12 protein-coding genes and 2 tRNA genes are annotated in these 14,723 nt (G+C 67.7%); 3 read left to right on the top strand and 11 right to left on the bottom strand.

The features are described from left to right. Positions 1 to 3 precede the first annotated feature (3 nt). Positions 4 to 1,536 (bottom strand): tyrosine-protein kinase domain-containing protein, encoded by a 1,533-nt coding sequence (locus IEV93_RS12640; protein ID WP_188490038.1) that lies wholly within the window; start codon positions 1,534 to 1,536, stop codon positions 4 to 6. Between the two features lie 124 nt (positions 1,537 to 1,660). Here IEV93_RS12640 and IEV93_RS12635 point away from each other — a divergent pair, with 124 nt between their 5' ends. Then, on the top strand, positions 1,661 to 3,109 hold the full coding sequence (locus IEV93_RS12635; protein WP_188490037.1) for an O-antigen ligase family protein: 1,449 nt from the start codon (positions 1,661 to 1,663) through the stop codon (positions 3,107 to 3,109). A 24-nt stretch (positions 3,110 to 3,133) separates the two neighbouring features. Here IEV93_RS12635 and IEV93_RS12630 read toward each other — a convergent pair whose 3' ends face one another. The 6 genes from IEV93_RS12630 to IEV93_RS12605 form a co-directional block, all read right to left on the bottom strand. Beyond that, entirely contained in the window at positions 3,134 to 4,276 is a 1,143-nt protein-coding gene (locus IEV93_RS12630) for a glycosyltransferase (RefSeq protein ID WP_188490036.1), read from the bottom strand. Positions 4,277 to 4,283: 7 nt separating this feature from the next. Further along, entirely contained in the window at positions 4,284 to 5,465 is a 1,182-nt protein-coding gene (locus tag IEV93_RS12625; protein ID WP_188490035.1) for a lipopolysaccharide biosynthesis protein, read from the bottom strand. After that, positions 5,462 to 6,589: a glycosyltransferase gene (locus tag IEV93_RS12620; protein WP_188490034.1), complete on the bottom strand. Its 1,128-nt coding sequence runs from the start codon at positions 6,587 to 6,589 to the stop codon at positions 5,462 to 5,464. Before IEV93_RS12620 ends, IEV93_RS12625 begins: the two co-directional genes overlap by 4 nt. Further along, positions 6,589 to 7,239, bottom strand: a complete 651-nt coding sequence (locus IEV93_RS12615) for an acyltransferase (RefSeq protein ID WP_229705072.1) — start codon at positions 7,237 to 7,239, stop codon at positions 6,589 to 6,591. Before IEV93_RS12615 ends, IEV93_RS12620 begins: the two co-directional genes overlap by 1 nt. Further along, complete coding sequence (locus IEV93_RS12610) at positions 7,236 to 8,222, bottom strand: GDP-mannose 4,6-dehydratase (protein WP_188490033.1); 987 nt, start codon at positions 8,220 to 8,222, stop codon at positions 7,236 to 7,238. The genes IEV93_RS12615 and IEV93_RS12610 overlap by 4 nt, the downstream gene beginning before the upstream one ends. 79 nt (positions 8,223 to 8,301) lie before the next feature. Then, complete coding sequence (locus IEV93_RS12605) at positions 8,302 to 9,516, bottom strand: glycosyltransferase (RefSeq protein WP_308691105.1); 1,215 nt, start codon at positions 9,514 to 9,516, stop codon at positions 8,302 to 8,304. A 511-nt stretch (positions 9,517 to 10,027) separates the two neighbouring features. On the opposite strand from IEV93_RS12605, the gene IEV93_RS12600 reads away from it, so the two are divergent. Further along, complete coding sequence (locus tag IEV93_RS12600; RefSeq protein WP_188490032.1) at positions 10,028 to 10,735, top strand: GAF and ANTAR domain-containing protein; 708 nt, start codon at positions 10,028 to 10,030, stop codon at positions 10,733 to 10,735. A 35-nt stretch (positions 10,736 to 10,770) separates the two neighbouring features. Here IEV93_RS12600 and IEV93_RS12595 read toward each other — a convergent pair. Together IEV93_RS12595 and IEV93_RS12590 are read right to left on the bottom strand one after the other, a co-directional pair. Continuing rightward, positions 10,771 to 10,844: transfer RNA gene (locus IEV93_RS12595), tRNA-Ile, on the bottom strand. A gap of 16 nt (positions 10,845 to 10,860) precedes the next feature. Beyond that, positions 10,861 to 10,936 (bottom strand) — tRNA-Asn (locus IEV93_RS12590). A gap of 212 nt (positions 10,937 to 11,148) precedes the next feature. Between IEV93_RS12590 and IEV93_RS12585 the strand changes: the two genes are divergently transcribed. Next, positions 11,149 to 11,391, top strand: coding sequence for a hypothetical protein (locus tag IEV93_RS12585; RefSeq protein WP_188490031.1), 243 nt, complete (start codon positions 11,149 to 11,151; stop codon positions 11,389 to 11,391). 16 nt (positions 11,392 to 11,407) lie between these two features. Here IEV93_RS12585 and dnaG read toward each other — a convergent pair whose 3' ends face one another. Then, on the bottom strand, positions 11,408 to 13,330 hold the full coding sequence (dnaG, locus tag IEV93_RS12580) for a DNA primase (protein ID WP_188490030.1): 1,923 nt from the start codon (positions 13,328 to 13,330) through the stop codon (positions 11,408 to 11,410). A gap of 2 nt (positions 13,331 to 13,332) precedes the next feature. After that, on the bottom strand, positions 13,333 to 14,643 hold the full coding sequence (locus IEV93_RS12575) for an MFS transporter (protein ID WP_188490029.1): 1,311 nt from the start codon (positions 14,641 to 14,643) through the stop codon (positions 13,333 to 13,335). Positions 14,644 to 14,723: the final 80 nt, after the last annotated feature.

The raw sequence follows: 14,723 nt of genomic DNA, 5'->3' as shown, positions 1-14,723 counted from the left end.
GGTTCACCTGTTCTCGTCGTCGTTTTCCCTGGCGACGCGATGGACACCGTGCGCCGACCGATCCGGCGCCGACGGCGGCTTCGAGTCGGGATCGGAGGTCTGCCACGGGTCGCGCTGTGTCGACGCCGGCGGAGCCGCAGGTGCCGCTGAGGGTGGCGACGCCGGTGCGGGTGGCGACGCCGGCGTATCCGATTTGGACGACGCCGCGGTCGCGTCCCGGCGACCGACCTGCTCGCCGGTGACCACGGTCCCGATGAGCGGGGCGTGGGCGAGGCTGAGGGACTCCAGCGAACGCCGCAGGTCGGCCATCTTCGTGTGCCCGAGTCGGGCGATGACGAGGGCACCGTCGCCGAGCGCGGCGATCAGCGCACCGTCGGCGCAGTCCGACAGGGGCGGGGTGTCGATGATCACGTAGTCGAACCGGCTGCGGAGCGCGTCGATGGTCTCGGCGGCGCGGTCGTCGGACCACAGCCGACCGCGAACCGACGGGACGGGTCCGGCCGGCAACAACGCCCACCGGCGTCCTCCGACGTCGGTGATGACCGCGGAACTCACCGGGTGCTGTCCGTCGAGGACGGTGGCCAGTCCGCTGCTGGTGCTCCCGACACCCAGCCGTTCGGCGAGGCTCGGCGAGACCAGGTCGCCGTCGACCAGGACCACCGAACGGCCTACCTCGGCCAGTACCGACGCCAGATCCACCGCGGTGCTCGACCGACCATCGGCGTGCCCTGGACTCGTGACCGAGATGACCTTCGGGCGGTCGCCGTTCGTGCGAGCGAACTGCAGGTTCGTGCGCAGCTCGCGCAGACGCTCGACCGCGAGTCCGCCGGCGGAGAGGTCGAGGGCTTTCTCGAAGTCCCGGTCCTTGTCGTCGACCAGCACGCCCAGCGTGAGCGAACCCGCCACCTCCTCGACGCGTTCACGTCGACGGAAGCGTGTGTCCAGCAGGGCGGCGAGGATCGCGACGATGACGCCGAGGACCAGTCCTCCGACGAGGCCGAGGCCGATCCGGGTGACCAGGCCGAGGCCGCTCGCGCCCGACGGGTAGTCGGCGTCGTCGACGAGAACGGCGCCGGCGGCCGGCGTGCCGCCGCGTCGCGAGGTCTCCAGCTCACTGACGAGCTGGACCAGCTGATCGGAGACCGCGTTCGCGTACGTCTGCGCGGCCACGGGGTCGGAGTCGGTCGCGGTGATGTTCAACAGCACCGTGCTCGTGACCGGGGTGGCGGTGATCTTCGACCGGAGATCGTCCGGGGAGATCGTCGACTTGAGCTGGTCGATGGCGCGTGCCGCGACCTGCTGGCTGGTCGCGAGTGCCGCGTAGGAGACGACACGTTCCTGGGAGAACAGGTTGTTCTGATAGGCGTCGCCCACCGACGTCCCACTCTGGGTGGTGACGAACAGTTGGGCGGTCGAAGCGTATTTCGGCGTCGCGATCAACGAACTCAAATATCCCGCGCCTGCTCCTACAATTGCGACCACGACCACGATCCACCAGAATCGTCGCAGAGCACGCAGGTAATCCCCGATTTCCAAGGGGAACTCCGATCGCTTGTTGTTTGCCGATACTTCGAGAGCGTAGACGCGTTCACGTGCACGAGCATCTTGGCTCGCGCAACCTCGAGTTGCAGCGAGTGAACCGAATGTAAGGATATATGGCGTGACAACGGGAACACGATCGCGCGGGGAGATACTTTTCATACTCGCGACGGTCATCGTCTGTCCCGTCGTCGCGCTCGCCGCGGTGACGGGCGGAACGCTGCCGACCATCGGTGTCATCGGACTGATCGGACTGGCCGTCGCCGCCTATGTCGGCCTGCGACATCCGCTGTGGCTGTACTGGTCATTGGCGGTGGCCATCGGCCTGCTGCCCTTCGGCACGCTGCCGGGCGTCCCCGTGCCGCTGTACCTCCTCTTCTCCGCCGCCGTGGTCCTCGCCGCGGTGCTGCATCCCAGTCACCGCCGGCGGCTGCACCTGCTCGAGTCCCTGATCCTGTTGCTGGTACTCGTGTCCGGGTTGTCGATGGTGTTCACCGCACTGTCGCTCGGTGACTACATCGAATACATCAAGTGGTCGATCGTCACCCTGCTCGTCATCGCCCTGCTGCGGTTGTCGACGGCGAACCTGCGACGGTTCGGACAGGTCTTCGTGTGCGCGACGGCCTTCAACGGCGCGTTCGGTCTGGCCATCCTCGCCGCCGGCGGCACACCGATCATCAAGGTCTTCAGCCTGTTCGGCTACGGCGCGGTCGCGACCACGACGAGCTACGTCTACAACGCCGAGGGCCAGACCCAGTCGGTCCGCTTCGGCGGCATGTGGGTCGAGCCCAACGCGGCGGGCATCGGCCTCCTGGTCGCCATGTTCGTCGGGATCGTGGTGTTCGACGGCTGGCGGCGTCTCGCGCTGAGCGCCCTGTTCATGGGATGCATCGTGCTCACCCTGAGCCGCTCGGCGCTCTTCAGCGTCGTGGTCGGCCTGTTGCTCGCGATGCTCTTCCACAGGATGAGCTCGCGCACCCGCCCCATCTTCATCGGCGGTTTTCTACTCGCGATCGTCGGCGCGGCCGCGGTCCCCCAGGTGCGCAACCGGATCCTGCAGGCGTTCGTGAGCGACGACGTCAGCTCGTCGTCGCGGACCGACGCGCTCAAGGAGTTCCCCCACCAGTTGTCGGGTCACTGGCTCTTCGGACTGGGCTGGGACCGCCCCGAGTTCAAGACCGGGTCGACGGCGTTCACGTTGAACCACGTCGCCAACGCACCGCTGCTCACGGTGTATCGCGGCGGACTGTTCACAGGAGCGGTGTTCCTCGCCATCCTGCTGCTCGGCTGCGTCATCGGGTGGCGTGCACTCGGCTCGAAGTCGTTGCCGCGCGCCCTGTTCGGCGGTACGTTCATCGGTTTCTTCCTGATCGCGCTGCAGCTCGATCACCCCGTCGTCGCGGTGTTGCCCGTCACCACGGCCTTCTCGATCTTCCTGACGTTCGTCGTCTACATCGACCGCGAACGGATGGCGACGGACCGACCCGAACCACCACTGGGTCCTCCGACGGGCGCTGTCGGCAAGGTCGCACGCGTCGGCCCGGACCCGGCGCCGGCCGCGGCCGACTGACCCGTCGCCGGTAACCGCCGGGGTTCAGCGGGTCGGGGCCTGCGTGCCGTCCAGCAGTGCGGCGACGGCTGCGTGCGGCGCCCGCCGGACCCAGCGATCCCGGTTGATCTCGTAGAGGTCCGCCCCGGCCCTCGCCGCGGACGAGGCGTCGGTGAGGAATCCGCGACACGCCGCGACGAAGGCCTCGTCGGAGTCGTGGGTCGACAGCCCGAAGGTCTCCCCCAACGACCCGACCGCCGCTGAGGTGCCCACCACGGGCAGGCCGATACGCGCGGCGTCGAGGATCTTGACGCGGACCCCACCGCCGGTGACGATCGGCGCCACCATCGCCCGACAGGTGCCGAGGAACCCGTGCAGATCGTCGACGAAACCGAGATCCCGGACACCCGCGGGGTACACCGGGTCGCGCACGCCCGTCTTCTTCGCGCCGATCACACACAGTTCGGCATCCTCGATCCCCGCGCTGATCGCGGGCCACAGCGCGAGGGCATACTCGAACGCCTCCTGATTCGGGGGCCAGTCGCGGGTACCCATGAAGACCAGCCGGGGCGGCGTGTCCGCGACCGCGACCTGCTCCGCGGGCGGCAGCGTCAGATCGAGCCAGCGGGCGCCGTGGACGCCGCGCGCGCGGTAGAACTCGGCCTCGTCGGCGTCGAAAGTCCCGACCGCGTCGGCGGCTCGCGCCACGCGCAGCTCGTCACGCAACAACCGGGGCTCCTCGATGCGCCCGAGGATCCCGCGGGTGGCGCGCCACACCAGCGATTCCGACACGTGGGTGTTGACCACCAGGCGCGCGGATCCGCGGCGCGCACTGTTCAGGAAGGACTCGGCCATGTAACTGTGCTCGGCGACCACCACGTCCGAGCGGGTCGAGTCGATCGCCGCCCGCAGGTCCGGGGTGTCGAAACGCGCGTGTACGAGGCTGCGTCGGGAACGAAGGACCTGCACCGCGAGTCGGTGCGGTGCGACGGCCGGTTTACGGACCCGGGTGAGTTCGAGGCCCGTGGACGCCAGATCCATTGTTACGACGCCACTCTCGGGTGAGAGGCAGATGGCCGACACGTCGAAGTCGTCGGCGGCGAGGGTGATGAGCAACCGACTCAGCTCGACGTCACCGCCACGTTCGGCCACGGGGTCCTTCGACATCACGAGGGTCACCGACGTCATGCGTACCTCATCTCAGGGGGCGTCGATAGATCGCCACCACGTAGATCACCAACAGGATCGCGTCGGCCCCGACCGACGACAGGGCCGCACCGACCGCGCCCAACGGACCCGCGAGCAGGACGACGGCACCGAGTTTGACCGGGACGAGGCCGAGGTTGGCCGCCAGTCGGGTGAGGTCGCGACGCTGTGCGTACAGGACGACCTGGAACACCGAGATCATGGTTCGCATCCCCGTGAACAGGGACATGATCAGCATCGCGAGAGCCAATTCGGTCGGCGCCGGGGACAGCAGCAACACCACGCCGAGCAGGGCGACGAGAGCGCACGACACGAACCCGACGGTCAGCGTCAGGCGCAGCGGTGGCCCCGACGAGATGCGTCCGCCGCTGAGTCGCAGCGGCTCGTGGTAGGTCATTCCGAACGACTGACCCACCGCGGCCAACGCCGCGGCCACGGTCCAGCACAGGGTGTAGTAGCCCGCCGTCGTGCTGTCGGTGAGGAACCCCAAGAGCAGGACGTCGCCCTGCAGATAGAGTGCCGTGCCGCCCATCTCGCCGATGAGTGCGAGGGTCAGTCGCGGTGGTCCGGGTAGGGCCGGACGGTGACCTCGCGCCGCGATCGCCGCCAGCACGAGGATCACGAAGTAGGGCGCGACGTAGAACATGCTGGCCACGAGCAGGGACGGGTCCTTGACGGCGAACAGGTACACGACCGCCATCGCGACACTGGCGATCTGCCTGATGCTGTCCAGGCGCCACACCCGGTCGGCGTGCCCGTCTCGGGCGAAACGGCTCGAGTAGGACTTGAACGCGATCTCGCCCCCGGCCACGGTCAGGCCGAACCACGCGATGTAGTTCACCGGGAACAGCACGGTGCCGAGCGCGACGAGGCTGAGACCCACCAGGAAACGGCTGGCCCGCTCGGTGACGAACTTCTCCTCGGACTCCCGCATCGACCGGACGACGTAGGGGTTGTCCAGGGGTGGCCCGATGACGGCGGCGAGCGCGAACGCGATCCCGTACATGCCGTAGTCGCCCACGCCGAGCCGCGAGATGAGCGCCAGTGTCCACAGCATCCCGACGCCGCGGCCACCGTAGATCCACAAGACCGCGATGAGGGTCTTCGTGATGTTGCGGCGTTCCTGCCCCGTGTCGGCGGGTCCGGTCGGCGTCTTCGGGGCCTCGGTCATCCAGGATGTCCGAGCATGTCCGTCCATGCGGCGGCGAACGCCTTCGCCACCTCGGCACCCGAACTCGCGGCACGCTCTGTTCGTACGTTCTCGCCGGCCGTCGCAATCGCCCCGGTGTCGGGCAACAGGTTTCGTATCGCGCCCGCGAAAGCGTCGGCGACGGCGTCGGCATCGTCCTCCGGCAAGCCCCGGAGCACGGTGATCCCCTGCGCACCGGTCATGTCGCCGAGGGCCCCGTGGTCGCTGCAGATCACGGGGGTGCCATAGGCGATGGCCCGTGACATCACACCGGACGCGGGGTACCCCATGCCGTACGGGGACCGCTTGCCGTACGGCATCGCGATGGCACGTACCGAGTCGAAGAACGCGTCCTCGGCCTCGTCCTCCACTCCCCCGACGATCTCGATGCCGTCGGTCTGCGGCAGGGTCTCGGTGCCGCGCCCGGCGACACGGATGCCGATCTCGGCGGGGAGCCGCTCCCTGAGCAAGCTGACCTGGTCGAATCCCTTGCCGCGGTACACGAGACCGAAGAACCCGACATTGAGTGGACGCTCCTCGGGGGGTTTCCCGAGACGACGCTCGCTCACCAGGTGTGGGATCTGAACCACCCGCGCGTCGGGATAGTCGGGCGGGACCGATCGGGCACCGCTCTCGGTCAGGACGAACAACGTTGTGGCACGCAGCCACTTCCGCTGCACGCGATGCGAGACCCCGCGGAACGGGAAATGGACGGCGTGGTTGATCAACCAGTGGTCCGCCATGAACCGGGTACGAGCGGGCCACCAGATCGGATGCGGCGGATCGTGGACGGTCGCGCTCACCGGCACGTCATCGGGCAGGCCCGCGATGCCCCAGAACGGGACCAGAGCGCCACCGCTGAGTTCGGCGTGCACGATTGTCGGCCCCTGAGACCGCGCCCGTGCCACCAACTCTCGAATCTCTCGTCGATGAGCGCGTAGATCGGCGACGCTGCTGCGACCCGGACCCTCGTGCCGGTACTCGAGGACATCTGCGAAGTAGGGGCGGACGGCGTCGACCACGTCGTCGGCGTAGTCACCGACCCCACCGACCCCGAGCCGAGGCGCGATGTAGACGAGCCGCGTCTCGGACAGTTGCGCACCCATCAGTAGAAGAGCGGCCGATAGTGCCCGGTGTACTTCAGCGCGTCGGGGTTCCGCTTCGTGAACGGCTTGGCGGGGTTGCCTCCGACGACCTCGAGCTCGCCGACGTCCTTGTTCACCATCGCCTGCGCGGCGACGACGCCGCCTCGATGGATGGTGCACGGCAGGATCAGCGCCCGGGTGCCGATCCAGGCGTAGTCCTCGATGATCATCGGCTTGGGGATCGGCAGGAAGTTCGGGTCGTTCATGTCATGGCCACCGCCGAGCAGGTGGGTGTCGCTGGCGATCACGACGTTGTCACCGATCAGGATGCCTGCGCGCGCGTCGAGGACACACCGGAAGCTGACGTTGCAGTTCTCGCCGATGGTGAGATAGGCGATGTCGAAGACGGTGGTGCCACGCAGGATCGCCGACCCCTTGCCGATCTTGGCGCCGAAGAGTCGGAGCCATCCCAACCGGATGGTGTGCGACGGGATGAACGTGACGAGCATGTTGTAGCCCAGCAGTCCGACGCGGTTGTAGATCTTCTGCGCGAGGCTGATGTTCTGCATCTTGTACTTCTTCGTCTTGCCGTCCACCGTCGTCTCCTCCATCCGCGGTGGCGGCGGGGTCCGAAGTGCCCGTAGGTATTTGCTGTCGCTGTCCGTGGTCACGAGTTCTGCTCCTGTCGTCGATCTGCGTTGACCATGCTGGTCACGATCTGCTCGAAGGTCTTGGTGGGTTGCCATCCGAGCACGTCCCGAGCACGTGTCGCGTCGCCCACCATGTCGGCACTGTCGGCCGGACGATTGAGTTCGTCGTCGATCTCGACGTGCGCACGCCAGTCGGTGATGCCGACCGCCGCGAACGCGGTCTCCACGAACTCCGCGACCGAATGCGATTCCCCGGTGGCCACGACGAAGTCGTCCCCCTTGCCGTGCAGAGCCATCCGGTACATCGCGTCGACATAGTCCGGTGCCCATCCCCAGTCACGACGCAGGCTCAGATTGCCCAGTGTCAGACGGTCCTGTTCGCCGGCCGCGATGGCCGCGGCGGCGGCGGTGATCTTCCTGGTGACGAACGTCGCGGGCCGACGCGGGGATTCGTGGTTGTAGAGGATGGCGTTGGTCGCCTGCAGGCCACGGCGTCGGTACACCTGGCACATCATGTGGCCCAGGGCTTTCGAGACGCCGTACGGCGAGGTCGGCGCGATGGCGGTCGATTCGTCCTGCGGCGACTCCGACGACCCGGCGAACACCTCGGCGCTGGAGGCGTTGACCACGGAGATCGGGTCGCCGGTCTCGTCCTGGAACTGCAGACACGCGTCGAGGACGGCGGTGACGGACACCGCGTTGACGTCGACGGTCGCGACGGGGTCGGTCCAGGATCGGCCCACCGAGGACAACCCGGCGAGATGGAAGACGTGCTGCGGCGCGACGTCGGCCACGAGAGCACGCACCTGCGCGGCGTCGGTCAGGTCGAGCTCGTGACCGACGAATCCCGGCGCGGAGACCGACTCGACCGACCGAGATGGTCCGACGACCCCGTGCACGGTAATACCGGCCTCGATCAACCGGGCGGCGAGATAGTGGCCGTCCTGTCCGGTGACACCGCTGATGAGGGCACGCGGCGACGCCAGGGCCCGACTGTCTGTCATCGGCGAGATCAAGCCTCTACCACGGGGGTCTGCTCACCGGGCGCGACCCGCGTCCCGGCCGGGGACGCCCGCCGAGCCGTCACGCGGCACCCTCCTCGGTGTCGGTGGATGCGAGGGAGTCGACGATGTCGTAGAGCTGCGCGGCGAACTGTTCGTCACTGAACCGGGTCGCGTGCTCGACGATCTTCTCGGTGTCCCACGCCGATTGCTCGAACCGGTCGATCGCCGCACGGATCAACGACGGTTCGGGTTCGTCGAAGTACACGGCGGTGAGTCCCTCGACCGCGGTGTCGAGGAAACCTCCCCAGCGCAACAGAACCGACGGTTTCCCGTGGGCCGCACCCTCGATGGGGGTCAGGCCGTAGTCCTCGTGACTGGCCGCGACGACCGCCGAACTGTGGGCGTAGAGCCACGCGATCTGGCTGTCGGTCAGATCCGACACCATGATCACGTTGTCGGGTTTGGTCGCTCGCAGTCGCTCCGCCTCCGGTCCGCGACCGCAGACCACGAGCCGACGGCCGGTGCCGCGGAACGAGTCGATGACCGCGTCGACGTTCTTGTAGGCCAGCAACCGGGAGATGCAGAGATAGAAGCCCTGCTCGGCCCAGTGCGCAACCTCCGGCACGACCTCGGGGTCGGAATCGATCTCGATCGTCGCCGGGGCGGGGAGCACGCGCGCGGGTCGGCCGTAGGCGGTCTTGATGCGGTCGCGGACCACGCGGGAGTTGGCGAAATAGATGTCGCACGACCGCGCCGCACGCCGGTCCCAGATCTTCAGGAGCGGGGCGAGGAAGGCGAGTGCGGCCCGCTTCTTCCATCCGGCGGACTCGCCGAGGTAGTCCTGCTCCTGATAAAGCCATCGCGCGGGTGAATGGCAGTAGACGGCTTTGCGACCCGTTGTCCGGAATGCGTGCGCCCATCCGCTCGAACTCACCAGGACCACGTCGGCATCGATTGACATCGACGACGAGGCGAAAGGGAGGAGCGGAAGTGCCGCGCGGTGATTTCGTCGGAGGAATCCGATTCTGTTCATCGCGGAAACACGGACATCCATGTCCTCGAACTGCGGATACGTGTTCTGCGGGTCGTACAGCGTCGTGTGGATGACGGCCTCGGGGAACGCCTTCGCCATCGACAGGACGACCTTCTCGGCGCCTCCCCGCTGGGTGAGGTAGTCGTGGGCGATGGCCACGCGCAGACGACCCGGCTGCGCGGGCACGTCGCCGCGAGATTTACTGCCCCGCTTCTGATCAGCGGTCGCACGGACACCGTGCGGGCCGAAGCTGACACTCACCTGGGATCTCCCTGTTCGACTGTGGACCACTCCGAGCACCGCAGGGGGATCCACGACCACAGCGCTCTGTCGTTGAGGTGTCGTCAATTCAGTTCAGGTCACAACAGCCGCCCGCACGTTTTCCGAAACCGGTGCGATGTGCACATCTGTACGCGGGTTCTCGACAGTTGGACAGATCTGACCCTACCTTGATCACCCCCGGCGGGCCTGTTTGATTGCACAGATATTTTGCATCACTCAATTCATTGCGCGCGGCCGGACCCCTCAGGCCTGCGCGAATCCAAAGATTCGTACATTCTTACGTCGGACATGACCTGCGTCACGACCCGGATTCCGACCTTCAATGGTGGTTCGGCAGGACATCGGAACGAATGCCCGACTTTGATCACGAAACGGTAACGCCCGAAAGGGAAGATATCAATTGCCTGGTCAAAGGCTTGTCGACCGTCGATTCGAGCGTTGTCGCGTGAGACGCTGGCGAAGTTCAACAGGCATGGATGGAGGAACGGACATGGCCAACCAGAACAGAGCGGTGTACCGGGCATTCGCATCGCAGGTGCGGCAACTACAGGGCGTCGACGTATCGGACGCCGCGATCGACAGCTTCCTCACGGCGCTGACCGTCGGGGCGACTGCGGCGGTGCCGAAGGCCACGTACGCAAGCATCACCATCGTCGAGCGCGGAGTGCTGTCATCGCTCGCCCCGACCGACGAGATCGCCGGCCGTCTCGACGAGCTGCAGGCCAAGCACGACACGGGCCCGTGCCTCGAGTCGGCGTGGCGGCAGCGGGTTGTCCGCGTGGACGACTACGACACCGACGACCGGTGGCCCGACTACATCAGCGATGCACGTATGCAGACCCCGGTTCGGGCGAGCGTCTCGTTTCCGCTGTTCCGTGAGTCCGAGGTGATGGGTGCGTTGACCCTGCACTCGGTCGAGGCGGACGCGTTCGACCCCGATGCAGTGGAGATCGGCCGGACGTTCGCGGCACAGGCGGCGCTGGCGATGCAGAGCGACACGCGTCAGCACCAGTTCAGCGAGGCGCTGGCGTCCCGCGACACGATCGGCCAGGCGAAGGGCATCCTCATGGAGCGCTATGACCTCGACGCCGATCAGGCGTTCGCGATGTTGCGTCAGGTCTCGCAGGACACCAACGACAAGATCGTCGATCTCGCGGGTCGACTGGTGGCGCTCGATCATCCGCCCCGCATCAGCTGAACAGGCAGAAGGTCCGCAATCGCGGTTGGGGGCAGTGGGGCGGGCGGGGCTCGAACCCGCGACCAAGGGATTATGAGTCCCCGGCTCTGACCAACTGAGCTACCGCCCCGGGTCGAAAGGTGTTCTGGCTCCCCCAACTGGACTCGAACCAGTAACCGTCCGATTAACAGTCGGAAGCTCTGCCAATTGAGCTATGGGGGAATGCTGACGACCGGTGCACGAGGGTCTTCACCCTCCGTGCGTCGGACCGCGTGATGACTTTATCCCATGGGGTCCCGGACACGCCAAATCGGTGTGCACATCGCACTCGGGGCCCTGCCCGATGCGATCCCACCGAGCGCGATCGGGCAGGATGTCAGACGATGATCATGACCCTGTGAAATCCGGAGTCACAGGCGGGAGGGTGCACAGCGATGGTTCGACTTCTCGCGTTTCTCGGCGTCGGGTACGTGCTCGGCGCCAAGGCCGGCCGCCGCCGGTACGACCAGATCAGCGGCGCCTACCACGCCGTGACCGAATCCCCGGCGACCAAGAAGGCCGTCGACCTCGGTCGGCAGAAGTTGTCGGAGAAGCTCTCCCCGCAGGCGCCGCTGACGCGTGTCCACCAGGTCGACGACACGACATCGGTCTACGCACCCCGCGATCCGCGGGACTGAACTCCCGCAGACGGCATCAGCCGGCGAGCCCGTTCGGGTCGACCGCCTGCTCGAGCAGGCTGCGCCGGTAGGCCTCCAGTGCGACCAGGTCGCCGAACACCGCGTTGTAGGCCTCCGGGTCGTCGCCCGGGGACATGCGCCGCAGTCGGGACTTGATGTCGGCGATCTGTTCGCCGACCCACCCCTCCTGCAGGCGCGCGAGAACACTGCCGATGTAGCGCGGGATGGCCTGCTCGGAAACGGGCATCGGCTCGACGGCCAGCTCGGTGAGCATCGAGGTGAGCACGGGGTTGTCCAACTCGCGTCCGATCACGTCGAGCCACTGCGCGCCCCCGAGTCCGGCGCTCGTACCACCGGCGGTCTGCATGGCCGTGCGGATCAGCGCGTACGCCGGCTCCGGGAAACACTCGACCGGCAACGAGTCGAACACCGTGCCCGCGATGGCGGGGTATTGCAGGGCCGCCTTGAGCGCCTCGCGTTGCGGCCACAGTCGCGGATCGGTCGGTGACGGACGTGCGGCGCCGGCCACACCCGCGGTGGGACTGCTCGCGGCGGCGTTCTTGCGCGTCCGCGCCTGCGCGCGTGCACCCGCACCGGTGGTCGCCGTCCCCGACGCCGACTGCTCCCGGACGCGGGAGAGGACCTGGCGTTCGTCCTCCCAACCGACCCACCCGGCCAGCTGCCGTGCGTACTCGTCGCGCAAGGCGAAGTCCTTGATGCGCGCAACGACCGGGACGGTGTCGCGGAGCGCGTGCACCCGCCCCTCGGCCGTCTCCAGATCGTGTCCGGCCAGCACCGCGCGAATGGCGAACTGGAACATCGGGATCCGCCGGGCGATGAGGTCACGGACTGCGGTGTCTCCCCCGGACTGACGCAGCTCACACGGGTCCATGCCCTCCGGGGCGATCGCGACGAACGTCTGTCCGGCGATGCTCTGCTCACCCTCGAACGCCTTGAGCGCCGCCGCCTTGCCCGCGTCGTCTCCGTCGAAGGTGTAGATCACCTCTCCCCGGAAGTAGGAGTCGTCCATCAACAACCGGCGCAGCAGGGCCAGGTGGTCCTCGCCGAACGCGGTGCCGCACGAGGCGACGGCGGTGGTCACGCCGGCGAGGTGCATGGCCATCACGTCGGTGTAGCCCTCGACGATGACCACCTGGTGCCCCTTCGCGATGTTCTTCTTCGCGTGGTCGAGACCGAACAGCACCTGGGACTTCTTGTAGAGCATCGTGTCCGGGGTGTTCATGTACTTGCCCATGGTGTCGTCGTCGAAGATCTTGCGCGCGCCGAAACCGATGATGTCGTTGGCGAGATTGCGGATGGGCCAGAGCAATCGACGACGGAAGCGATCGCGCGGTCCGCGCTGCCCCTGTTGGGAGAGACCGGCCGCCTCGAGCTCGGCGAACTCGAAACCCTGCGCCAGCAATGTCTTCGTCATCGCGTCCCACGCCATCGGCGCGAACCCGCAGCCGAACTGCGTCGCGGCGGCCTGGTCGAAATCGCGTTCCTTGAGGTAGTCGCGCGCTTTCTGGGCGTCCGGGGTCAGGAGTTGCTCGGCGTAGAACTTCTGCGCGGCGGCGTTGGCCGCGACCAGACGCGCTCGCGTCCCGCGGTCCCTCGCGACACTGGCCCCGCCGCCCTCGTAGTTGATCTGGTAGCCGATGCGGTCGGCGAGCTGCTCCACGGCCTCGACGAACGGGATGTGCTCCAGCTTCTGCAGGAAGGTGTAGACGTCTCCGCCCTCACCGCACCCGAAGCAGTGGAAGTGTCCGTGGTTGGGACGGACGTGGAACGACGGTGACTTCTCGTCGTGGAACGGACACAGGCCCTTGAGGCTGTCCGCACCGGCGCGACGCAGCGCCACGTAGTCGCCGACGATCTCCTCGATGTGTGTGCGCTCGCGGATGGCCGTGATGTCGCGATCAGGGATTCGGCCGGGCACGGCTATGAGTGTATCGGTGGGTGCGACCGCGGGGAGCCGCCGTGGCGGTCGGCGGCCGGGATGTCGATCGTCCCGGGGTGACCGGCGACGACACCGCAGATCGCCAGGGGCACCATCGTCGCCGTGAGAGCGATCAGCGGGACCGACCACCCGTCGGTCGCGGAGTGCAGTACACCCATCGCCAGCGGTCCGGTGGCCGCGAGCAGGTAGCCCACCGTCTGCGCCGCCGCCGAGAGGGCGGTCGCCTCGGCCGCGGTCGCCGACCTCAGGTTCATCAGGACCAGGGCCAGGGACAGCGCACCACCCTGGCCGAACCCGATGATGATCGCCGACGGCCATGCGCCCCACGTCCCGGTGCACAGGACCCCGAGCAGACCCACCGTCGCCGTCGCCACGACCGCGATGGCCAGCAGGCGCTGCGACCGCATCCGGGTCGCGAGCACCGGAACGCCGAGGGCGGTGACGATGCTCGCCACACTCAGCGCGGCGAAGATCAGTCCGGCCTCGTCCGCCGAGAGGCCGCGGTCGCGATAGATGGTCGGCAGCCAGGCCACGGTGGCGTAGGCCAGCAGCGACTGGATCCCCATGAAACCCGTGATCGCCCAGCGCATCCGCGCCGCACCCGGTCGGATCTGCGCCGGTGCCACCGGCACCGGTACGGCCGGCGCGATCTCCCGGGCACGACGCAGGCCCCGTCCGTGCGAGCCGGCGAGCAGGGCCACCGCGACGAAGGCGATGGCCGCGGGGATCGCCCAGAGACCGAGTGCGATCCGCCAGCTGTCACCGACCGCCCGGGTGACCGGCGGGGTGATCCCGGACGCGATGCCGGCACTCACGCAGATGAGCGCGGTCAGCAGACCGGTCATCGCGCCGATGCGGTGCGGGAAGAGCAGACGGATCAGGACCGGACCCAGTACGTTGGCCACCGCGATGCCGAGACCACCGATGACGGTGCCCACCAGCAGGATCGGCCAACCGGGTATGGCGCGCAGCGCCGAGCCCAGCGCCAGCACCGCCATACAGCCGGCCGCCACCGGCAGCGCCGAGAATCGTCGGGCCAGCCGCGGGGCGACACTCGCCCCGAGGCCCAGACACACCACCGGTCCGGTCGTGAGCAGCGCGACCTCGACCGACCCGAGCCTGTAGCTGTCCCGGATCTCGGAGATCACCGACGACGCGCTGCCGAACAACAGGCGCAGGCTGACGCCGAGTGCGATCACGGCCGCGACGGCGAGAACGCCCGCACGCCACGGCGACACGACCGGGTCGGTCGACGTGGTGTCGCCCGTCGCGGCCGGGGTCGATCGGGACATACGCGGCCTCCTGCCCTGGTGTGCCTTCTGCGATGGTTCGCCTCGTCGCGCAGTGTGCGCCGGATGACGAACCAACGTCA

Source organism: Williamsia phyllosphaerae (assembly GCF_014635305.1).
In the GTDB taxonomy this organism is placed as follows: Bacteria; Actinomycetota; Actinomycetes; order Mycobacteriales; family Mycobacteriaceae; genus Williamsia_A; species Williamsia_A phyllosphaerae.
This window is presented reverse-complemented; position numbering and strand designations above follow the sequence as displayed.

Bases quoted from the DNA above. Each gene is read 5' to 3' on its own strand.
- IEV93_RS12630 (WP_188490036.1), bottom strand. From the start codon at position 4,276: ATGACGTCGGTGACCCTCGTGATGTCGAAGGACCCCGTGGCCGAACGT.
- IEV93_RS12625 (WP_188490035.1), bottom strand. From the start codon at position 5,465: ATGACCGAGGCCCCGAAGACGCCGACCGGACCCGCCGACACGGGGCAG.
- IEV93_RS12620 (WP_188490034.1), bottom strand. From the start codon at position 6,589: ATGGGTGCGCAACTGTCCGAGACGCGGCTCGTCTACATCGCGCCTCGG.
- IEV93_RS12610 (WP_188490033.1), bottom strand. From the start codon at position 8,222: ATGACAGACAGTCGGGCCCTGGCGTCGCCGCGTGCCCTCATCAGCGGT.
- IEV93_RS12600 (WP_188490032.1), top strand. From the start codon at position 10,028: ATGGCCAACCAGAACAGAGCGGTGTACCGGGCATTCGCATCGCAGGTG.
- IEV93_RS12585 (WP_188490031.1), top strand. From the start codon at position 11,149: ATGGTTCGACTTCTCGCGTTTCTCGGCGTCGGGTACGTGCTCGGCGCC.
- IEV93_RS12575 (WP_188490029.1), bottom strand. From the start codon at position 14,643: ATGTCCCGATCGACCCCGGCCGCGACGGGCGACACCACGTCGACCGAC.